A 23127-nucleotide genomic window follows, 5' to 3' on the forward strand; every position below is an offset into this window, starting at 1 on the left:
CACATATTTGCCGCAGCTATTAAAAAAACCCAAATTGCATGTTACAAGCACTACAAGGCAAAACTGTACTCGTTACTGGAGGCGCCGGCTTTATAGGCTCAAATCTTATTGAAACCTTATTACACAACAATATTAAAACCGTTTGTTTAGACAATTTTGCCACAGGCAAACGCGCCAATATCGCGCCGTTTCTAAACCATGCTAATTTCACCCTCATTGAAGGTGATATTAGAGACATCAACCACTGCCACACCGCCTGTAAGGACGTTGATTTTGTGTTGCACCAGGCTGCTTTAGGCTCTGTACCTCGCTCTATTAATGATCCGGCTACCACCAATGATGTGAATATTTCAGGCTTTTTAAACATGCTTATTGCGGCTAGAGATGCCAAGGTAACACGCTTTGTATATGCCGCCAGCTCCTCTACCTACGGTGACCATGAAGCCTTACCTAAAGTAGAAGACACCATTGGCAAACCGCTTTCACCTTACGCCATTACTAAATATGTCAATGAATTATATGCCGATATTTTTCATAAAACCTATGGACTAGATACTATAGGGTTACGCTATTTTAATGTATTTGGTAAACGTCAAGACCCTAACGGGGCCTATGCCGCGGTAATCCCTAAATTTGTGCAGCTATTGGTAAAACATGAATCGCCGTATATTAATGGCGATGGTAGCTACTCACGTGATTTCACGTATATTGATAATGTGGTGCAAATGAACCTAAAGGCCATTACTACGTCTAATCAAGCGGCACTAAACCAAGTGTATAACGTCGCCTATGGCGAACGCACAACGCTCTTAGAGCTCACAACACTATTAAAAAACTATTTATCGGAGTTTGATCCAAAAATAGCCGATGTACCTATTAAACATCGTGATAACAGAGCCGGCGATATTCCGCACTCGTTAGCATCTATAGAAAAAGCAAAAACACTACTTAATTATAATCCAGAATACAGCGTAAGCCAAGGCTTAAAAGCCGCCGTACGTTGGTATTGGGATCATTTATAATATTACCATAATTACATGACTATTAAAAACATTTGTTGTATTGGCGCTGGCTATGTAGGAGGCCCTACCATGGCCGTTATTGCGCAAAAAAACCCACACATAAAGGTAACCATTGTAGATATTAATGCTGCCCGTATTGCCGCATGGAATGATGCCGACCTTACCAAACTACCAGTATATGAACCAGGGTTGGCCGCTATTGTAGGCGCTACCCGTGGAAAAAACCTGTTTTTTTCAACAGACATAGACCAAGCTATTGATGCGGCCGATATGATTTTTATCTCCGTAAACACCCCTACTAAAACCTATGGTAAAGGCAAAGGGCAAGCGGCCGATTTAAAATACATTGAATTGTGTGCTCGTAATATTGCTAAAGTTGCTACTACCGATAAAATAGTGGTAGAAAAATCAACCTTACCGGTACGTACCGCCGAGGCTATTAAAAGTATTTTACACAATACAGGCAATGGTATTAATTTCCATATTTTATCAAACCCTGAGTTTTTAGCCGAAGGGACGGCGGTTGATGATTTATTACAGCCCGATCGTGTCCTTATAGGGGGCGAAAACGAGGCGGCTATTAACAGTTTAGCCACCGTGTATGCAAGTTGGGTGCCCCAAGCACGCATCTTAAAAACCAACCTATGGTCGTCAGAGTTATCAAAACTTACGGCCAATGCCTTTTTAGCGCAACGCGTATCCTCTATCAACGCCATATCAGAGCTGTGTGAGCTTACAGGTGCTAATGTAGATGAAGTAGCCAAAGCCATCGGGACTGATTCGCGCATAGGCCCTAAATTCTTAAAAGCCTCTGTAGGTTTTGGGGGCTCATGCTTTCAAAAAGATATTTTAAACCTGGTATATATTGCCCGTTCCTACAACCTACATGAAGTAGCCAATTATTGGGAACAGGTTATTATTATGAACGATCATCAAAAACGCCGGTTCGCCGATAGGCTTATAAAAACCTTATACAATACCGTATCGGGTAAAAAAATTGCCGTACTGGGGTGGGCGTTTAAAAAAGACACCAATGACACCCGAGAGTCTGCAGCCATTTACGTAACCGATCATTTATTAAACGAACAGGCGCACATAGCGGTACATGATCCTAAAGTGCCTGCAGAAAAAGTATATACCGACCTCAATTACCTAAACACCCGTACCGAGGCTGAAAACCAAAACAACGTAGCCGTATATACCAATGCCTACGATGCTGTTAAAGACGCCCATGCCATTGCAATTATGACGGAGTGGGATGCCTTTAAAACCTTAGATTGGGAAGCTGTTTACAGCACCATGCAAAAACCGGCCTTTATTTTTGATGGCCGTAATATATTAGATAAACACACTATGGAAGCCATTGGTTTTGAATACCATGCCATTGGCCAATAATACATACATACCATGAATACACCACATATTGCTATTATAGGTTTGGGTTATGTGGGCTTGCCCCTAGCCCGTTTATTTGCCACCAAATACCCTGTTGTTGGCTTTGATATTAATGAGGCCCGCGTTGCAGAACTTATGCAAGGGGTTGATAGTACTTTAGAGGTTGAAAACAGCGTATTACAAGCCGTTATTAAACCCGAAGCCAATACCAACAACGGCTTATACTGTACCACACAGTTAGATGCTATAAAACACTGTAATTATTACATCGTAACCGTCCCTACGCCTATTGATAAAAATAACCGCCCCGATTTAACACCCTTATACAAATCCAGTGAAACCGTGGGCAAGGTCTTAAAAAAAGGCGATGTGGTTATTTATGAATCTACGGTATACCCGGGGGTTACAGAAGATGAATGTGTGCCTATTTTAGAACAGGTTAGCGGCCTTAGCTTCAATACCGATTTTTACGTAGGCTACTCACCAGAGCGTATCAACCCTGGTGATAAAGAACATACCGTTGAAAAAATATTAAAAGTAACCGCAGGTTCTACGCCTGCCATTGGCAAACAAGTAGATGCCTTATATGCCAGCGTTATTACGGCCGGTACCCATTTAGCACCTACTATTAAAGTAGCTGAAGCAGCTAAAGTGATTGAAAACTCGCAACGCGATATTAATATAGCCTTTGTGAATGAGTTGGCTAAAATTTTTAACCTTATGGGCATTGATACCCATGCGGTATTAGAAGCCGCCGGTACTAAATGGAATTTTTTACCTTTTAAACCCGGTTTGGTAGGAGGCCACTGTATAGGGGTAGATCCGTATTACTTAGCACAAAAAGCTCAAGAAGTAGGCTACCACCCCGAAATTATATTAGCAGGCCGCCGCGTTAATGATGGTATGGGGCATTATGTAGCCTCTGAGGTTATTAAATTGATGATTAAAAACGATATTACCATTAAAAACGCCAACATATTGGTATTGGGCATTACCTTTAAAGAAAATTGCCCCGATGTACGTAACACCAAAGCCGTAGATGTTATCACACAATTACAAAGCTATGGTACTAACATCACCATATACGATCCGTGGGCAAACCCTGAGGAGGTCATGCATGAATACGGTTTAACAACCACACAAACACTGGGTCACGCTAAACCTGCCAATAGTCACGCTGAGCTTGTCGAAGCGCAAAATGAGCCTACCGAAAGTCATCCTGAGCCTGCCGAAGAACACCCCACATACGATGCCATTGTACTCACCGTAGCGCATCAGGACTATTTAAACCTGCACCTACACAGCTTGTTAACACCCAAGGGCGTGTTATATGATGTTAAAGGCGTGTTAGACCCCACACAAACTACCGGAAGGTTATAACACCGCTATAGCATGAGTCAAATTAAAAAAGGAGTTGTTTTAAATTACACAACTATCATTTTGACGAATGTAGTTGGTCTATTACTGACTCCTTTTATACTGAAATCTTTAGGGCAAGCAGAATATGGAGTATACACAGCTATTGGGGCTTTAGTTGGAACTATATCTTTACTAGATCTTGGTTTAAACAACACTATTATTAGATTCGTAGCTAAATATAAGGCTGAAAAAAACAGACAGAAAGAAGAAAATTTTTTAGCTACAGTAATGCTGATTTATTTAGTTATTTCTGTAGTTATTCTGATATTAGGTTTTTTGTTTTACAATCATTTAGAGACCTATTTCTCAGAAATGGATAATAACGAAATTAAAGTTGCGAAAACTATATTCATACTTTTAATAATTAATCTTGCCGTAGGTATACCAGGTGGAAGTTTCAAAGCTATTTGTTTTGGTTATGAATCATTTGTTTTTCCAAAAACATTAGATATAATTAGGTATGTTTTAAGATGTTTAGTAGTTGTATTAGTGTTACTTTCTGGAGGAAAAGCAATAGCTCTTGTAATTATAGATACAATATTTAACTTTCTAATAATTCTATTAACATTTTATTACATTCATTTTAAATTAAATGTACGCTTCAAACTTATTGAGTTAAATAAAAATTACATAAAAGTAATTTTTAATTATTCTATATGGATTTTTGTTTATGGTATGGTTTCTCAATTTCAATGGAAAGCAGGTCATATAGTTCTTGGTAAAATCAGCCCTCCTGAGGTTCTTGCTGTTTATGCTATCGGAGTTATGCTAGGGAGTTATTACGGCGCATTCTCTTCTGCTATAACAGGAGTATTGCTACCTCGTGCTACTCAAATGACCATCAATAAAGCTAGTTCCGAAGAATTAACATCAATGATGATAAAAGTTGGTAGAGTTTCACTAATTGTACTTTTATTTATTCTTGGAGGGTTTACTTTATATGGAAAACAATTTATCTATTTATGGGTAGGAGAAAATTATTATCAATCTTGGGTTATTGCTTTATTAATAATGTTTGTATACACAATTCCCCTAGTTCAAGGTTTTACAGGGCCATTAATAGAAGCTCAAAATAAAGTTGCTTTTAAATCACTTACTTACTTATTGTTCATGATTATAGGAACAACTATTGGATATTATGCAGCACTAGATTATAAGGGAATAGGTATGATTATTGGGACTTCAATTGGATGGCTTGTAGCTCAGAATGTTATGAATATATTTTATCATAAAGTTTTAAATCTTAATATCTTTAAATTCTTTAAAGAGCTATTCAGAAAGACCTTAGTTTCTTTTATAATAGTAATGATTTTAGGTTATATACTAAATTTTATACCTGGTAACAGCTGGTTTAATTTTATAATAAAATGTTCATTATATATTCTTATTTTTTCTGTTGTTATCTATAAAATTGGAATAAATAATTACGAAAAAAAATTATTTCAAAATATCTTTAATAAAGCCTTTAAAAGAAAATGATAATAGCTCATATTCGAAATTACTTATGGAGACTTTTAGGTGTTGATTATAATCACACACTAAGTATACATGACTATGTATTTTTAAAAAGAGATAAATATACTACCATGGGAACAGGTACCTATAACAATGGCGCCTTGGTATTTCGTTGGACAAAAGCCCCTTTAAAAATTGGTAATTACTGTAGTATTGCAAATAATGTACGCTTTATTGTAGATGAAGGTTATCATAAAGCATCACCTATTACCAACTTTCCTTTGGTAAATAATTTATTCAAAGATGAGATTACTCTCAAATCAGAGGGTTTAGCCAATAATATTATAAACAATATAAAACAAAAAGAAGGTATTACCATAGGCAATGATGTTTGGATTGGCATGGGAGCTTTCATTATGCCTGGTGTTACCATAGGCAATGGCGTAACCATTGCAGCTAACGCTGTAGTAACTAAAAACATACCTGATTATCATGTTGTTGCAGGAGTTCCTGCTAAAACAACTAAAATTAAATATGATGATGAAACTATATCTAATTTAAACAAAATTGCTTGGTGGAATTGGGATAAAGCTAAAATTAAAGACAACATAGGTAGTTTTTACTCTACCAATGTAAAAGAGTTTATAAGTAAGTACAAATAAAAATAAGTATAAATAAAAAACTGAATTTTAAAATTGAAAAAAATAGCTTTTGTTATAGAGTCTTTACATTGTGGTGGTGCTGAAAAAAGTTTAGTTACATTACTTCAAAATTTAGATTACACCAAATACAACGTCAGTTTATATTTACTCCTTACAAACGGTGAATTCCAGAAATTTATCCCTGATGAAGTAACTGTAAAAACAATAACAATTAATAAAACAAACTTCATTAAGCAAATACTAAAAACAGTAAAATTTAGAGCACTCACTAAACTAAATAAGTTAAATAAAAAAAACAAGTACCACCCTGCGCAAGTTTTTTGGAAATCCAAAAACAATAACTTTAGTAAAATTAATACTTTATATGATGTTGCAATTGCTTATAATCAAGGATTTGCTACCTATTTTGTGTCAGAGAAAATAAAAGCTAGAAAAAAAATTGCATGGCTTAATACAGATTATATTAAAGCTAACTATAATATTAATTTTGATTATAAGTTTTATAAAAATTTTGATGATGTTGTGTGTGTGTCTGAAGAGAATAGACACTCTTTATTAAAATCGCTAAACAAACAACAAACAATTTCTACGTTAGTTATAAAAGATATCGTTGATGACCGTTTAATTCATCAATTAAGTAAAGAAGTAGAATACCCATTTACAGATAAAGAAAACAACAAAATAATTTTAACAGTTGGTAGACTAGCAGATGCGAAAGGTTTAGATTTAGCAATTCAAGCTTGCCATATATTAAGACAAAAAAAATATAATATAAAATGGTATGTAATTGGTGAAGGTCCAAAAAGAAAAGAATTAGAACACCTTATAAACAAGTTAGATATATCTAAATATTTTATTCTATTGGGTTATAAAGAAAACCCATACCCTTATATAAAATCATGTAATATATATACTCAAACATCTTTTTTTGAAGGCTTAGGGCTTACTTTAATAGAAGCTTCAATTTTACAAAAACCTATTGTTACAACTAATTTTCCTACAGCAAGTAAAATAATTGAGCATGGAAGAACTGGATTAATTTGTGACATGAATGCAGATGCCATAGCAAATTCAATTGAAGAATATATTACAAGCCCTAAGCTTGTAAATAAATTTACAGAAAACTTATCAAAACAAAAAAATAACGATAAGGTGCTATCTTTAGCTAAAGTTAATGAGTTACTTCTAAAAAATTAATTGGACGAATGAAAATCAAAACTATTACCTGTCACGAAGTTTATAATCATGGAGCTAGTCTCCAGGAATATGCCTTATTAAAATATTTGGAATCTTTAGGGCATGACTCAGAAACTATTCATTATAAACCCCACTATTTAAGTAATCATTTTAATTTTTGGCGTATATCAAACCCACGCTTCGAAAAAAACATATTCTTAAAAGCCATTTATCTTATTATTAAATTTCCTGAACGCTATAAAATGCTTGGAAGGAAAAGAAATTTTGATGCTTTTTCTAAAAAATATATAAAGTCAACACAAAAGTTATATAAAAATAATGATGAGTTAAAATCTGATATACCTGAGGCAGATGCCTACATTTGCGGGAGTGATCAAATTTGGAATTCATTTTTTGAAAACGGAAAAGATCCATCTTTTTACCTTGATTTTGTGCCTGACAACAAGCTTAAAATATCATATGCTGCTAGTTTTGCCATTGATCAATTGGAGGATTCAATAAAACCGTTTGTAAAAGAAAAGGTATCTAGATTAAATGCTATTTCAGTTAGAGAATCTTCTGGTTTAAAAATATTAGAAGAGCTAAACATTAAAAGTGCCAAACAAGTTTTAGACCCTGTTTTTTTATTAAATCATGATAACTGGTTAAAACTTATGGCTGAATATAAACACGTAAAGCCTTATATCTTTGTCTATGATTTTGACTCTAATCCTCTCATAAAAAAAATGGCTAACAAACTAAAAAATGACCATAATTGGGATATTATCACAGTCAATTCAAATATTAATTATGCCGATAATAACTTCCATTTAGAAGGACCTGATATCTTTTTGAATCTAGTTTATAATGCCAGCTTTGTAATATCTAATTCTTTTCATGCTGTTGCTTTCTCTATTATTTTTAAGAAAGATTTTGTAGTTTTTAACAGATTATATAAAATTAATACCCGCATGAGGGATATGTTGAATTCGATAGACTTATTGGATTTATTAATGACAGACGAAAAGATGATTGATGTTCATCAAATAAATAGCATTAATTACAGTAATAGTGAAAATAAATTAAATAAATTAATTACGTCTTCAAAGGAATTTTTAACAACGGCTTTAAAAAATGACTAACTTGTTATACATTACCAATGGTATTAACGGCCCTGGTGGTTTAGAGCGTGTACTTTCTATTAAAGCAAGTTTATTAGCTGATGAATATAATTATAATGTAAATATAGCTACATTAAATCAATACTCTCAAGACCTTTTTTACAACTTTAGCAGTAAAATTACATTTCATAATATCTCAGCTCAGGGTAATTATATTAAATACTTCAATGAATACAGAAAAGGTCTAAAAAATCTTATAAAAAAAATAAACCCGCAAATTATTTTAGTTTGTGATGATGGTTTAAAAGGGTTACTATTACCTTTTATAATTGGAAAGCCCTGTAAAATGATATATGAACGTCATGTATCAAAAAATGCAGAACTACAAAAAAATAACCCAAATATATTCCAAAAGCTTATAAAAACTATAAAATTTAAACTTATGGATATTGGTGCTAAACAATACGATACATTTGTAGTATTAACTAATGGAAACAAAAATGAATGGAATATAAAAAATATAAAAGTAATCCCTAATCCTTTATCTTTTTACCCTAATAAAGTAAGCACTCTTAAAAATAAAAATGTATTAGCTGTTGGCAAACAAAGTTTTCAAAAAGGTTATGATCGACTATTACATTCATGGAAAGCTATTCAAGATGAATATCCTGATTGGCGCTTAAATATTTATGGAACCATAAACAAAAATCAAAATTTAGAAATATTAGCTAATGAACTTAATATCTCTAAAACTGTAACTTTTCACAATCCAGTAAAAAATATTGCTGAGAAATATGAACAAGCTTCAATCTATGTAATGTCTTCAAGATATGAAGGATTTGGTATGGTATTAACAGAGGCTATGGCTTATGGTGTCCCTTGTGTGTCATTTGACTGCCCATATGGACCTAGTGATATAATTGAGAACAATATTAACGGATTTTTGGTAACAAATGGAGATTGTGCATTATTGAGTCAAAAGATTAAAGAACTTATAAAAAACCAAAACTTAAGAATAGCTTTTGGAAAAGAAGCCAGAATATCTACAAAAAAATATTTGGCTGAAAATATTGTAAATAAATGGGATGTGTTATTTAAAACTCTATTAAAAATTTAGTATGAACATTGTATTTATTATAGATCAGGTGTACTTACATGGAGGTATAGAAAGAGTTTTATCTATAAAGGCTAACTACTTTGCTGCAGACAAAACGAACAAAGTAAACATTATTACTTCAGAACAAAAAGGTAAAAAACCATGCTATTACTTTGATGAAGCCATCAATTTTAAAGATTTAAATATTAATTATGATAGAAAAATATCATATTTTAATCCTTTAAATGTTTTAAAAATACCTAAACACATATATAGATTACGTAAGTATTTAAAAGAACTTAAACCTGATATAGTAGTTGTTTGTAGTCACAGTGTTGATACTTATTTTGTTCCTTTTTTATTAAAGGGAACTCCTAAAATAAAAGAATATCATTTTTCAAAATCAATAGAAATTCCTTATAGAACAAAAGGTAATAAATCGAAAAAAAGATATTTTTTAAAATTTGCAGATTACATAGATAAAAAATATGATAAAATTATTGTTCTAAATAAAGACGAAGCTACATATTACAAGTCAAATAATACAATTGTAATACCTAATCCTAATACTTTTTTTCCCGACACAATATCAAATCATTCCTCAAAAATTGCAATAGCCGCAGGAAGAATTGCACCCGTTAAACAATTTGATCAACTAATTGAAATATGGAATTTAGTAGCTAAAGAAAAAAAGGAATGGCAATTACATATATATGGAACTGGAGATAAAGGTTTATTGGATAATTTACAATATAAAATTTCCAATTATAAGCTAGATAATAATATAATTCTGAAAGGAGCCACTAATAAAATAAAAGATAAAATGCTAAATGCTTCAATGTTTTTAATGACTTCTAAGAATGAATGTTTTCCACTGGTCCTATTAGAAGCACAAGCTTGTGGTTTACCTATAATTTCCTACAATTGTCCTCATGGTCCTCAAAATATAATCAATGATAAAAATGGTATTTTAATTTTACAAGAACATATAACAGATTTTTCAAAATCTATTATTAATTTGATTGATAAGCCAGATTTAAGAAAAACACTTGGTAAAGCTGCTAGGTTAAATGCATTAAATTATAGTGAAGATAAAATAATGCACAAATGGAAAAGTGTGTTCAACCAATTAACTAATATTTAAATATGCGAAAAATTTTATATGCTATTTTCAAATTGACCTTGTTACCGCATTTATTAATGTACTATACATCTCGTAATAAATACTTAATTGACTTAGATTTAAATAGGTGGAGTGAAGAAAAAAAAATAAAAGGCGTAAAGGCTATACTATTATTACATTTTTTAGCACACTCTAAAGATTTCAGAACTATTTTCTATTTTAGAATCAACAATTCCATAAAACACATATTAAAACTATATTGTAAAGGTGAGCAAAACTTTACAATAGATGTTAATACTAAATTAGGAGGTGGTATACTTACAGGACATCCTTATGCTACAATTCTGAATGCGGTTTCAATTGGTGAAAATTTCTATGTAAATCACTTGGTGACCGTTGGTGAGGTTGATGGAAAAAAGCCCATAATTGGTAATAATGTTTCTATATTTACAGGCGCTATTGTTATTGGAGGTATTACCATAGGTAATAATGTAAAAGTGGGTGCTGGGGCTGTTGTAATTAAAGATGTTCCTGATAATGCTACAGTAGTTGGTAACCCTGGCAAAATATTACTCCAGCCTAATGATGTTTAATAATTAATTTAGTAGTAAAAGGTAATTATGTCTAATTTAATACCATCTATATACCACTATGAAACATATATATATTTATGTTTATTTTTATTAGTATTTACACTAATTCATGCCCTCATTTTACGTATTCATGATTTAAAAAACGTTGCCTTCATAAACACTGTAGGTTACAGCCTTTTAGTTTTCTTTATTTTATTTATTGGACAAAGAGAAATTACATCGCGCTATGGCTTTGGTGATACAGCCAATTATTATAAAGCTTTTGACGCTTTTAGTAAAGGAGCCCCTATCAAAGAAGTTAAAGATTTAGGATGGCAATTATTTATGAAATCATTAGCAACTTTCACTACTGCTCATACTTTTTTTACTATTTGTGCTTTTCTTTATATTTTCCCATTATATAAAGTTAGTAAAGCGTATTTTAAAGAATATTGGTACTATTGTTTTTTTGCATTTTTGGTGTCATTTTCCTTTTATACCTATGGTGTAAATGGTGTTAGAAATGGTGTTGCTGGTTCTTTATTTTTATGGGGCTTATGTTATAAAGATAAAAAATGGCTTATGATTTTACTTTTTGCTTGGGCCATTATGTTTCATAAAACCATAACGCTACCTGTTATTGCGTATTTATTAACATATTTATATAATAACCCTAAAAGTTATTTAATAGCTTGGTTTGTAGCCATACCTCTTTCTTTAGTAATGGGTAGTGTTTGGATTGGTATATTTGCAAGTTTAGGTTTTGATGACCGATTGTCTGGCTATTTAGCAGGAAGCACAACTGGTACTACTAGTTTCCGTTGGGATTTTATTTTTTATAGTTCTTTTGCTGTTTTTGCAGGCTGGTATTTTATTTTCAAAAAGAAGTTTAAGGATAGGTTTTATAACCAACTATTAAACACCTATTTAATTTGTAATGCCTTTTGGATTTTGGTGATACGGGCCAACTTTTCCAACCGTTTTGCCTACCTCTCTTGGTTTATGATGGCAATAGTTATTTTTTATCCTTTTTTAAAAACACGCCTATTTAAAAACCATCATTTAACATTAGCCAAAGTATTAATAGCTTATTTTATGTTTACCTTTTTAATGTTCTTTATTTATTACGCCGATAAACGCTAACCTTATGAAAACACTCACCGTTTTTACTCCTACTTATAACCGTGCCTATTGCTTGCACCAATGTTATAACAGTTTGGTTGCCCAAACCAACCAAGATTTTACCTGGTTAATTATTGATGATGGCTCTACCGATGACACCAAAACCTTGGTAGAAGGTTGGATAGCCGACAACAAGATCAGCATTCGCTACCACTACCAAAACAACCAAGGCATGCACGGGGGGCATAATGCGGCCTACCGCTTAATTGATACGGAATTAAACGTGTGTATTGATAGTGACGATTTTATGCCCCCAGAGGCCGTACAGCATATTATTAGTTTTTGGAACAGTACGCCTAAAAAAGACACCATTGCTGGTTTTATTGGCTTAGATGCCTATAAAGATGGTACTATTATTGGGCAACGCCTGCCCAAACAGGGCACAGAAACTACCTTAGAAGCCTTGCACAATATCCATAAGGTGACGGGCGATAAAAAATTAGTATTGCGTACCGCCGTGGTTAAGCAATACCCGCCCTACCCCATATTTCCTAACGAACGCTTTGTACCCTTAGGTACCTTGTATTTGTTGATAGACCAAGACTATACCCTATTATGCCTTAACGAGGTTTTGTGTGTGGTGGAATATATGGAAGACGGCTCCTCACGCAATATCATTAAACAGTATTACAGGCACCCTAAAGGCTTTCAGTACGCCCGTAGGTTATACTTAAAACACAGCCGCTTTTTTAAAGTGCGGGTAAAAAATGCCATCCACTACATATCGCATAGCATCCAATTACGGGATGCTAACTGCATACGAAAATCACCCAAGCCTTTACTAACCGTGGCCATGATCCCTTTTGGTATTTTATTACACCTATATGTGTTACATATAAACAAACTAAAAAAGTGAGACTCTTACAAGTTATAAATTCATTGGGAGCTGGAGGCGCTGAAACTTTGGTAGCCAATACCAGCATACACTATAAAAACGCAGGGATAGACGTGGCTATATTGGTACTAGACCCCACGCCTACGCCTTTACATACTAAGCTACGGGCGCATAACATACCCATACTCAGTATTAATGCTGTAGGTAAAAGTATTTACAACCCCTTAAACATACTAAAGTTAAGGCGGCTGTTAAAACCCTTTCCGTTAGTACATGCGCACTTATTCCCCACCGCCTATTGGCTAGCCTTGGCAAAATTATGGGGCCATACAAACATCAAACTACTTTATACGGAACATAACACCACCAACAGACGCCGCAAGTTAACCGTATTCAAACTATTAGACCGTTATATTTACAAGCAATTTGATAGTATCATTAGTATATCGGATGCGGTTGATAGCAGCTTAAAAACACACTTAGGCGCAGCATTTCATCCAAAAATCACTAAAATATATAACGGTGTAGATGTGGCTGCATTTACCAATGCCCAACCCTATACCAAAACAGCTCTAGGGCTAGCTGCAACCGATGTACTGGTTATACAAGTGGCTAGCTTTACCGCGCAAAAAGACCAAGCCACCGCCATTAAAGCGCTCACACTAGTACCTGCGCATATAAAATTAGCTTTGGTAGGTACAGGCCCTTTACTGCAAGCGGCGCAAGCCCAGGTACACGCCTTAAACCTAACGGCACGGGTACACTTTTTAGGCGTACGTGATGACGTGCCGCAGCTTTTAAAAACAGCCGATGTGGTGGTATTAGCTTCACATTACGAAGGTTTATCATTATCCTGCATTGAAGGGATGGCATCGGGCGCTCCTTTTATTGCCAGTGATACCCCCGGCTTAGGTGCCATTGTAAAACACCATGGTTTGGTATTTCCTGATGCCGATGCTGAAGCCTTAGCCAACCATATTACAACCTTGCTAGATAACCCAGCACTGTATACACAAACCGTAGCCAATTGCTTAAAACGAGCGGCAGATTTTGATATACATAAAATGATTCAAGAACATATCCAACTTTATAAAAGATTAAATTAATAAAAAAAAGGCTTAAAATTAAGCCTTTTTTTATACTCTATAATAATGTATTCTATTTTTCAACAACTTCATTATTGGATATCTGTACAGAAGTAGATAACGTTAAGCCGTCCTTATAATTTATAGGTTTTATTTTTAAAGGTGTTTTTGATGTGTACAAAATAATCGTATTATCAGTAAAAGAAGAATTAGGACAATCCTCATTAAAAACCAAACCATCTTTATTAATTTCTGCATCAATAACGTTACCTGTAAAAACAGTATTTTGCCCGCCTGTAATTATAGTACAACCTAATTTATTATTGGTCACACGAATGGAATTAGCACCAATAAGACTTGTGTGTGCTCCACTTTCATTTGTTCTAGTTCCAGTAACAATATTATTATTTACTACAAAATTAGAGCTACTATTTTCAGACCAAGTGTTATACAAATTTAAAGCAAATGTACTACCTTCTAACATTTCTATAGTATTGCCTTCAATTAATGTGTTATTAGTTGCATTAATAGCCATAATACCTCGGCTTTTAGCTTTTATGCTGTTATTGGTAATTGTGGTATTAGAAACGCCCAAGCTGCTATCTTTAGCCCCTGCGCCTAGATAAATACCTATATCTCCTTCAATATCATTATCATAAATATCGACACCGTTCCCTCCAACAACAATACCGCCATATACTTTATTTCCATATACTTTATTTCCGAACACAAAATCAGTTCGGTTATAATTGGATGGATTACCTGCTTTTATATATTTATTTACAACATTATTTCTAATAATAACGCCTTCTGCAGTTGTATAGGACACTGAAGAATCAATAGTATTATTCTCAAATATAATAGGACCATTACCATGAGATATATTAAATCCACCTCCTGTAGCTCCTGTTAAAATACCTTTATTATTACGCATATACACATCACTTACGCGCTCATATTCTACTAAAGTACCATTATCCCAATGCCTTACAGGTTCAATATTAAATTGACAAGAAGGTGCTGTTCCTTTAGAGTTAGGTGTATCAACACCTCCATCTATGAATTCATTGTTTTCAATATATATATCTTCACAATTAACCAACGTTAGGTTGATACGTCGCGCTCTTAAAAATTTATTATTTATGATTCTAATGTTTTTTGAACGAATATGTCTTGAATCAAAATAAAAATAAATACTTGATATCGATATACCATCTCCAGTGGCATCTTGAAAAGTAACACCATCTATAACTATATTTTCACCCCCTTTAATAGCCATAGTATGAACCCATTCATGACTTCCACTTGTAGTTCCATCAGAATCAACAAAGCCAGAATTATAATTATGCTCATTACGTTCTCCATGAAGAAACCCTCCTCTTACAGTAATATTCTTTTCATCATAAATAGCCATTAAACTTGCTCTAAAATGACCATTTGGCTGCATGCGTAAATGTGTATTATCTGTCATTTCGAGGGTAAAATCTGAAGGTAAATTAACAGCATGTACTTCTGGTACTCCTTCGTTTAGGTAACCATCAACTTTAAAATAGGCATCCATTGCATCAATTTTAACCGTAGCAATACCTAAATCGTGCAATTTAAAAAAGGTGGCCTCTAATATATCTCTATTATTTCTAGCAACCTCATCATTCACCTTACCTTCTACAATCCCCCAACGTTCCGGAATTAATTGAAAATAATCGGCTTTCACTTGTGGGGTGGTTCCTGTAATGGTAAAAGTATCATTGAGCAGCTCACCGCCTATTTCGGCATCGCCTAAAAAGTTAAGCGTTCCGTTAATGATGTCTCCACCTTCATACACAATAGTAACACCTGCAGGAATATCAACCGTGGCACCTTCTAAATCCATAATACAATTAATAATAACGGTACTGTTGGGCGCTAAATTGGTTAAGGTAAAATCACAAGGTTGGGTAGGGTCTGCAGCCACCGTTTCTTCAGTAGTGTCAGTATCGTCTTCTGTAGGATCTTCCTCAGTATCTTCTGGGGTCTCTTCGGCTTCTTCTTCGGGGGTCTCTTCAATAAGGGTTTCTTCAACAAACAATTCTTCATTGTTGCAAGAAACCACATTAAAACTAAACACGCATAAGGCTAATAGGGGTAATAATACAAATGTCTTTTTCATGGTTCTAAATTTTTGGGGCATTCATTAATGGTTTAAAAGTATGTGTTTTTTTAAAAGTATCGTTAAAACGACAAAAGTTTTCGATTAAATACATGATTTCCATGGTTTTGTAGTCGATGAAATACAATTTTAACAGTTCTTTACAATTTAAAAGGTTACAAATGCTTTTATATACGACCAAATGCAAAATTTAGACGTTGTAATCCCCTATTTTTTTTTAGCGCCGTAAAAATACGTAAAACGTCCTGTGGTTTAAGTACTTAATTGGGGCTAATTAAGCAGGAGTTGTTAACAATGCTTGTTAATAACTACAGGGGTAACACCTTGGTAATAGGTAGGTAACAAAAAATTAATGTGATGAACGCTATTAAATTAAAAAACACTCATAATCAATACGTTATGATATATATAAATTAAAATAAGTAAATAAGACTAAAAATGTAAGTTAAAGCGTACTCAATTGTTAAATACTTGTTGAAAAGGTTTTTAAAATAATTGTAAAACTAATGAAAATTATAAGCAACTTTGTAAGGCATATAGGCACTGACATACAGTGTACTACGCAAAACTTAATTTATAAATTTTTAATTTTTTTTTTTATGTCAATATTGTTTAGAGTATTGCAAAGAAGAAACCCTCAGGACATCACGTTACCTGAGAAGTTTTACGCAGCTGCCATAGGAGATGGCAGTGTAGACATGGAAACGCTCGCGGAGCAAATTGCCTACCAATGTACCATAACACAACCCGATTGTTATGCGGTACTTATGGCCCTAGAACGCAACATTGTAGATGCCTTAAAACAAGGACGCATTGTTAAATTAGGCCACTTGGGCAATTTTCAAGTAGGTATTAGCTCGCAAGGGCGCGATACAGCTGAAGAACTGGATGCATCGGCTATTACAAAAGCCCGTATTTTGTTCCGCCCCGGTAAAAGTTTTAGACAGTTACTTAAAAACTTGTCCTTTAGAAAAGCCCGTAGTTAGAATCCCGCGGTTTTTTGAATTTTTAGTATTAAGGTCTTGCGTGTCTCACCACGTAAGGCCTTTTTTTATGGGGTTTAGCCCCAAAAAACCGTCCGTACGAATAAAATCAACCGTCCGCATGAACCGTTTAAAGCGTCCGCATCGTTCAAAATAACCGTCCTGATGATTTTAAACACCCACAAATACCTGAAAAACACTCCCAAATTAGCATAAAAACGCTTTTAAAAAGAAGTGTTATCTTACAAAAAAACCTGAAAAAACCCGTGATGTTTGGCAAAAAAACATAAAAAAAGCTCAAAAATTTGCTTAGAATCCCGCGGTTTTTTGAGCTGTTTGTATTAAGGTCTTGAATAGTCTCACCTACTCGATAGCTGTCATAGCTACATCAAAAATACATGCAAATTACTAATATAGCAAGCTATATATGTAATTTTAACATAAAAAAATACAAAATACGGGCTACCAACAGACATACACAGCCTACCACCATTGGTCTAAAAAAGTGTACCATAGCACTAATTTTTAAGGCGGTTTACCGTATTACTTTTCTATATTTGCGCTGCTATTAACCGGTTGACACAGCAAAAACTATGAAAACACTCATTAGAATTACGACCATACCAAACTCCTTAGGCGGATTACTAAAGGGCCAATTGCAATTTATGACACAGCATTACAGGGTATTAGGCGTTGCAGACCCTGGCCTTGATAATAAACTACAACAGGTAGGCCAACAAGAGGGTGTAGCTACCATACCCGTGCCTATGACCCGAAAAATAACGCCGCTTAAAGACCTTAAAGCCGTATATCAACTCTACAAACTATTTAAAAAAGAACAACCGTTTATTGTACATTCGCACACCCCAAAAGCGGGTACTTTAGGTATGATAGCTGCTAAATTGGCAGGGGTACCCCACCGGTTACACACCATAGCTGGCTTACCCTTAGTAGAGGCTACTGGTAACAAAAGGCGGTTGCTAAACCTTGTTGAAAAAATAACGTATGCCTGCGCTACTAAAATTTATCCCAACGCCTATGGCTTGGTTGCTATTATTCTAGAAAACAAATTTACCCATAAGGGCAAGTTAAAGGTATTGGCTAGTGGTAGTTCTAACGGTATTGATACCAACCACTTTGACCCTGCCTTATACACTAACGCGACCAAACAAGCCACCCGCGCCCAATTAAATATTCAAGATGATGATGTGGTATATGTGTTTGTTGGCCGTATGGTAGCCGATAAAGGCGTGAATGAATTAGTAACCGCTTTTAACCGATTACAAGGCTTACATAGCAATACCAAACTGTTACTGGTGGGCGATTATGAAACTGCATTAGATCCGCTATTACCCGAAACCTTAGACATTATTAATACCAACCCTCATATTATTAGCACCGGATGGGTAAACGATGTACGCCCCTACTTTGCTATTGCCAATATACTAACCTTCCCCAGTTACCGCGAAGGCTTCCCTAATGTGGTGATGCAAGCAGGCGCTATGGGCTTACCTGCCATTGTAACCAATATTAACGGCTGTAACGAAATTATTATTGAGGGTGAAAACGGCACAATTATACCCGTAAAAGATAGTACGCTACTGTATGAAAAAATGAAAGCGTTTTACATACGCCCTAACCAATACACCACCGCAAAGTGCCGCCAGTTAATTGTAGACCGTTACCAACGCCAAAAGGTATGGGATGCTATTTTAGAAGAATACCAACAGTTAACATAATGCCGCATACACCTACTAACGCACTATTTACAACAGCTCCGTTTTTAAACGTTTGGAACAGGCATTTTAATAACAACCGCCCAAACATACAGGTACCCGGTATTACAGGGCTGTTTTTTTTTAAACCTACCCGCCTGCCCCTATTAAAAAATACCGGCGCTACGCTTACCCACGGGGTTAGCTATGGTATAACAGCCAACTACGCACCACAAAACAAGCAGGTGCATGTGGTATACGATGTACCAGAACACGCCCCAATACCAGAAACAGCACCCACAAAACATATAGGGCTAAAAAAAATTAAACAATACCCCGGGTATGTTGTAGAGGTAGCTAACTATGCATCTATACAGCAGTACATGCATACCCGCATGCGTAGCAAAAGCCGTTGGAAATTGAAACGGGCCCAAAAACGTTTAGAAACCTGTTTTAATATACGCTATGAAGCCCTTAAAGGTCATGCTATTACAGAAAGTACCTTTATACAGCTATTTGAGAGTTATTATAGCTTATTAGAAAAACGGACACTGCAGCAACAGCGTTTTAACCATTGGCTATTGCCCCATAAAAAAGCGTTTTTAAAAGAGCTTCTATGGACGTTACTTAAAGACCATAAAGCCATTGTATTTGTAATATACAAACAACATACCCCCATTAGTGTAACCTTTAACTATCTGAGCAATACCCGTATGATATTGGGAGCACCTGTGTTTGATACCGATTTTGAAAAATTCAACCTAGGCTATATCGGATTTTTAAAACAACTAGCGTGGTGTATAGATAACCATATAGAGACCTTCGATTTTTCCAAAGGGCATTACAACTATAAAAAACGGTTGGCAGATGCTCCATACCTCTTTTACCACCATATTATTTACAATAAAACAGCTATCACATCGCGCTTACTAGCAGGTATCATAGCTACTACATACCGCTGCAAGCAATGGTTGCGCGAACAACATATAGACCAGGTATTTAACAAATGGATGTTTACACTAAAACATAAAAAAACACCACAACCACAGCTACACGTAACCCCATTAGAGGCCTTACCCAACCCAAACACATTACTACCTATTGATTATAATGACACGGCCTACGCTTTTTTAAAACCGACTATATACAACACCTTGTTTGCAGGGTGCACACCCGAAACGGCTTTAACAGTTTTTAAAACCAAACACAGTAAAAAAAGCTTTATATTACAAGCGCAAACAACCTACCTACATATACAGGTTGTTTAAAAACCTAAACACCCTAAGTACCCACATGTACACCCTATTAAACGTTTTAAGACGCCGAAGTTTTTGGCTGAAAGACCGCCTGTTAAACAACTGTATTGCAACCCATTTGCACCATATACAAACCACACAACAGTACCCCCCTAACAATACAGCCCTAACAGCTTTATTACAGCAGGCTTGCAGTAACACGGCATTTTACGCCCCGTATATAAACAAACCTTTATCAGCATTTCCGGTTATTACCAAGAATACGGTTCGCAACCAGCTATCCGATTTTAAAGCGTGTAATTTTGTAAATAAAACACTAAAAACGGTAAAAACCAGCGGCTCTACGGGGACGCCTTTACAAATAACCCATAACCGCAAAAAAGTACAACGTAATACGGCCGATACCTTATATTATGCCCGTAAAATACAGTATATGGTGGGCGACCGCTTGTATTATATGCGGCATTGGCTAGACCATTATAAAAAACCAGCTTGGGCGTACAAACTTCAAAATATAGTGCCCATTGAAGTTTTAGACCTTAACGATGCGCATATAGCACAACGTTTAACACAGCTTAAAAATGACCCGAGCCCTAAAATATGGCAGGGTTACGCATCGGCTTTTGATATGGTGGTACGTTATTTAGACCGTACCAAAGCAACCCCCATACAAATACCGCGCTTAAAGGGCATCATCACCATGTCTGAAAGCCTAAACCCCTACACCAAACAGCAGTTACACTATTATTTTAACGTGCCTGTAGTAGCCCGTTATTCGAATACTGAGCAAGGCATTATTGCCCAACAAGCCCCTAACAGCAATAACTACAACATAAACTGGAGTAGCTATTATGTAGAACTGTTAGATGTAGATACCGATACGCCTGCGGCACCCCATACCTTAGGACGCATTGTAATAACCGATTTATACAACTATGCCACCCCATTAATACGCTATGATACGGGTGATATTGGCACTATAGATTATAGCGTAAATCCGCCTGTTTTCACACATATTGAAGGCCGAAAAACAGATGTTATTTATAACACCAAAGGTGCATTGGTTAGTGCCTTTATAATCATGAACACCTTTAATTACGAGGGTATTTTACAAAGTCAGCTTATCCAAGACGGAAAAACCCAGTACACCTTAAAACTGAATGTTACCAAGGCATTTAACCAAGAAGCGGCTATTATAAACTGTTTTAAAGGCTTTTTAGGTAACGATGCCCACATACATGTAAGCTATGTAAACGAAATACCCGTACTAGCCTCTGGTAAACGTAAAGCCACTGTGAATAATTATATGAAAGCGTAAGGTAAAGGATGTAAGGTTTAATGTTGTAACGTTGAAAGGGTTAAAAGGACTAACGATAACTTACTTTCTAACTTTCTAACTTTTTTACTTTCTAACTGCCTACTGCTTACTTACTACAGTCTTCAGTCATCAGTCTTCAGTCTACAGTCATCAGTTAACCAATAGTTTAAAAGTTTATAAAGTTTAAAAGCTAAGGGGTTAACCATAATTAACTTTCTAACAACCAACAACTAACAACTAACAACCAACAACTAACTGCCTACTTACTACAGTCTTCAGTCATCAGTCTTCAGTCTATAGTCATCAGTCGACCAATAGTTTAAAAGTTTATAAAGTTTAAAAGCTAAGGGGTTAACCATAATTAACTTTCTAACAACCAACAACTAACAACTAACTTCTGACATAAGTACTTTTTTAGTCCACAAAGGTTTCTTTTATAACTTCTTTGCATTTTTCTATTTCAGATGTTGTAAGACTTTCATAAACGCGGATGATTCTAGCTTTATCAACTGTCCGAATTTGGTCTATGGCAATCATGCCTTTTTTTTCGTTGTGCTTTACCGACACTCTGGTTGGATATTTTTTTAAGCTCGTTGTCATTGGCGCTAGCACAATAGTGTTCAAATATTTATTCATTTCATTTGGAGAAACAATAACACAAGGTCTGGTCTTTTTAATTTCGCTACCAATTGTTGGATCAAGATTTACAAGAACAATGGCATATTGTTTTAAATCCATTCTTCAATGTTTTCATCATCAAACACATCGCTCATTAGCAACTTATCATCTCCGGATTCGTTCATTTTTTTAAATGCTTTTTCCCAATTTTTTCTTGGTGTAGCAACTGGTTTAAGAATAATGTGTCCTTTTTCGAGAATAAGTTCCACTTTGTCTTTGATGTTATATTTCTCTAAAATAGTTTTGCTCAAACGAAGCCCTTTTGAATTTCCAATTTTGATTATTGCTGTTTCCATAATGTTACAAATGTTATTACAAAGTAAATACAATTTGTTTGAATATCAAAATTCATTCCGTATTAACACCAATACTTTAGCATAGGAACAGTAGCGGATTTTTAACCTAGTAATGATACGGGAGAAACGTTTATAAGTTTATAAAGTCAAAAGGTTTAAAAGATATAACGATAACTTACTTTCTACTTTTTTACTTTCTAACTTTCTAACTGCTAACTAAATACAGTTGAAACGTTTAAAAGTTTATAAAGTTGAAAAGATACAACGATAACTTACTTGCTAACTTGTTAACTTTTTACTTTCTAACTTGCTAACCGCCTACTGCTTACTTACTACAGTCTACAGTCAACAGTCAACAGTCAACAGTCAACCAATAAGTTGAAAAGTTGAAACGTTTAAAAAGACTAACGATAACTAACTTTTTTTACTTTCTAACTGCCTACTGCTTACAGCTTACTAAATACAGTTGAAACGTTGATAAAATTCAAAAGATATAACGATAACTAACTTTTTACTTTCTAACTGCCTACTGACTACTGCTTACTAAATACAGTCATCAGTCTACAGTCATCAGTCTACAGTCATCAGT

Annotated in this window: 20 protein-coding genes; 17 read left to right on the forward strand and 3 right to left on the reverse strand. The window is 34.7% G+C overall.

The annotated features are described in order from the left end of the window. The first annotated feature begins 38 nt into the window (after positions 1-38). The 13 genes from FUA26_RS06180 to FUA26_RS06240 are packed head-to-tail and all read left to right on the forward strand — an operon-like array spanning position 39 to position 14164. Positions 39-1022 (forward strand): SDR family oxidoreductase, encoded by a 984-nt coding sequence (locus FUA26_RS06180; protein WP_147133105.1) that lies wholly within the window; start codon positions 39-41, stop codon positions 1020-1022. Positions 1023-1037: 15 nt separating this feature from the next. Further along, entirely contained in the window at positions 1038-2417 is a 1380-nt protein-coding gene (locus FUA26_RS06185) for a nucleotide sugar dehydrogenase (protein WP_147133108.1), read from the forward strand. Between the two features lie 12 nt (positions 2418-2429). After that, positions 2430-3797, forward strand: coding sequence for a nucleotide sugar dehydrogenase (locus FUA26_RS06190; RefSeq protein ID WP_147133111.1), 1368 nt, complete (start codon positions 2430-2432; stop codon positions 3795-3797). A 12-nt stretch (positions 3798-3809) separates the two neighbouring features. Then, positions 3810-5315 (forward strand): lipopolysaccharide biosynthesis protein, encoded by a 1506-nt coding sequence (locus tag FUA26_RS06195; RefSeq protein ID WP_147133114.1) that lies wholly within the window; start codon positions 3810-3812, stop codon positions 5313-5315. Next, on the forward strand, positions 5312-5953 hold the full coding sequence (locus FUA26_RS06200; RefSeq protein ID WP_147133117.1) for a CatB-related O-acetyltransferase: 642 nt from the start codon (positions 5312-5314) through the stop codon (positions 5951-5953). The genes FUA26_RS06195 and FUA26_RS06200 overlap by 4 nt, the downstream gene beginning before the upstream one ends. 33 nt (positions 5954-5986) lie before the next feature. Next, positions 5987-7150, forward strand: a complete 1164-nt coding sequence (locus FUA26_RS06205) for a glycosyltransferase (protein WP_186826871.1) — start codon at positions 5987-5989, stop codon at positions 7148-7150. Between the two features lie 8 nt (positions 7151-7158). After that, on the forward strand, positions 7159-8271 hold the full coding sequence (locus FUA26_RS06210) for a polysaccharide pyruvyl transferase family protein (RefSeq protein ID WP_147133123.1): 1113 nt from the start codon (positions 7159-7161) through the stop codon (positions 8269-8271). Beyond that, positions 8264-9367, forward strand: coding sequence for a glycosyltransferase family 4 protein (locus FUA26_RS06215; protein WP_147133126.1), 1104 nt, complete (start codon positions 8264-8266; stop codon positions 9365-9367). The genes FUA26_RS06210 and FUA26_RS06215 overlap by 8 nt, the downstream gene beginning before the upstream one ends. A gap of 1 nt (position 9368) precedes the next feature. Then, positions 9369-10490, forward strand: coding sequence for a glycosyltransferase family 4 protein (locus FUA26_RS06220; protein ID WP_147133129.1), 1122 nt, complete (start codon positions 9369-9371; stop codon positions 10488-10490). A gap of 2 nt (positions 10491-10492) precedes the next feature. Beyond that, complete coding sequence (locus FUA26_RS06225; RefSeq protein WP_246109088.1) at positions 10493-11062, forward strand: serine acetyltransferase; 570 nt, start codon at positions 10493-10495, stop codon at positions 11060-11062. A 27-nt stretch (positions 11063-11089) separates the two neighbouring features. After that, on the forward strand, positions 11090-12184 hold the full coding sequence (locus FUA26_RS06230; protein ID WP_147133132.1) for an EpsG family protein: 1095 nt from the start codon (positions 11090-11092) through the stop codon (positions 12182-12184). 4 nt (positions 12185-12188) lie between these two features. Next, positions 12189-13079, forward strand: a complete 891-nt coding sequence (locus tag FUA26_RS06235) for a glycosyltransferase family 2 protein (protein WP_147133135.1) — start codon at positions 12189-12191, stop codon at positions 13077-13079. Then, positions 13076-14164 carry a glycosyltransferase gene (locus FUA26_RS06240; RefSeq protein ID WP_147133137.1) on the forward strand — a complete coding sequence of 363 codons (1089 nt, stop codon included), beginning with the start codon at positions 13076-13078 and terminating at the stop codon, positions 14162-14164. Before FUA26_RS06235 ends, FUA26_RS06240 begins: the two co-directional genes overlap by 4 nt. Positions 14165-14216: 52 nt before the next feature. On the opposite strand, the gene FUA26_RS06245 is transcribed toward FUA26_RS06240, so the two are convergent. After that, positions 14217-16292, reverse strand: a complete 2076-nt coding sequence (locus FUA26_RS06245; RefSeq protein WP_147133140.1) for a right-handed parallel beta-helix repeat-containing protein — start codon at positions 16290-16292, stop codon at positions 14217-14219. Between the two features lie 506 nt (positions 16293-16798). On the opposite strand from FUA26_RS06245, the gene FUA26_RS06250 reads away from it, so the two are divergent. The 4 genes from FUA26_RS06250 to FUA26_RS06265 all read left to right on the forward strand — a co-directional run bounded on the left by FUA26_RS06250 (position 16799) and on the right by FUA26_RS06265 (position 21564). Then, positions 16799-17278: an HU family DNA-binding protein gene (locus FUA26_RS06250; RefSeq protein ID WP_246109090.1), complete on the forward strand. Its 480-nt coding sequence runs from the start codon at positions 16799-16801 to the stop codon at positions 17276-17278. A 590-nt stretch (positions 17279-17868) separates the two neighbouring features. Continuing rightward, on the forward strand, positions 17869-19014 hold the full coding sequence (locus FUA26_RS06255) for a glycosyltransferase family 4 protein (RefSeq protein ID WP_147133143.1): 1146 nt from the start codon (positions 17869-17871) through the stop codon (positions 19012-19014). Beyond that, positions 18975-20258 (forward strand): GNAT family N-acetyltransferase, encoded by a 1284-nt coding sequence (locus FUA26_RS06260; RefSeq protein WP_147133146.1) that lies wholly within the window; start codon positions 18975-18977, stop codon positions 20256-20258. Before FUA26_RS06255 ends, FUA26_RS06260 begins: the two co-directional genes overlap by 40 nt. Before the next feature lie 25 nt (positions 20259-20283). Further along, complete coding sequence (locus FUA26_RS06265; RefSeq protein ID WP_147133148.1) at positions 20284-21564, forward strand: phenylacetate--CoA ligase family protein; 1281 nt, start codon at positions 20284-20286, stop codon at positions 21562-21564. Positions 21565-21978: 414 nt separating this feature from the next. On the opposite strand, the gene FUA26_RS06270 is transcribed toward FUA26_RS06265, so the two are convergent. Together FUA26_RS06270 and FUA26_RS06275 are read right to left on the reverse strand one after the other, a co-directional pair. Beyond that, entirely contained in the window at positions 21979-22302 is a 324-nt protein-coding gene (locus FUA26_RS06270; RefSeq protein ID WP_147133151.1) for a type II toxin-antitoxin system PemK/MazF family toxin, read from the reverse strand. Beyond that, the gene (locus FUA26_RS06275; protein WP_147133153.1) at positions 22293-22538 is read right to left on the reverse strand and encodes an AbrB/MazE/SpoVT family DNA-binding domain-containing protein; all 246 of its coding nucleotides are present in this window, start codon (positions 22536-22538) and stop codon (positions 22293-22295) included. Before FUA26_RS06275 ends, FUA26_RS06270 begins: the two co-directional genes overlap by 10 nt. Positions 22539-23127: the final 589 nt, after the last annotated feature.

This window comes from Seonamhaeicola algicola, assembly GCF_007997385.1.
Taxonomy (GTDB): Bacteria; Bacteroidota; Bacteroidia; order Flavobacteriales; family Flavobacteriaceae; genus Seonamhaeicola; species Seonamhaeicola algicola.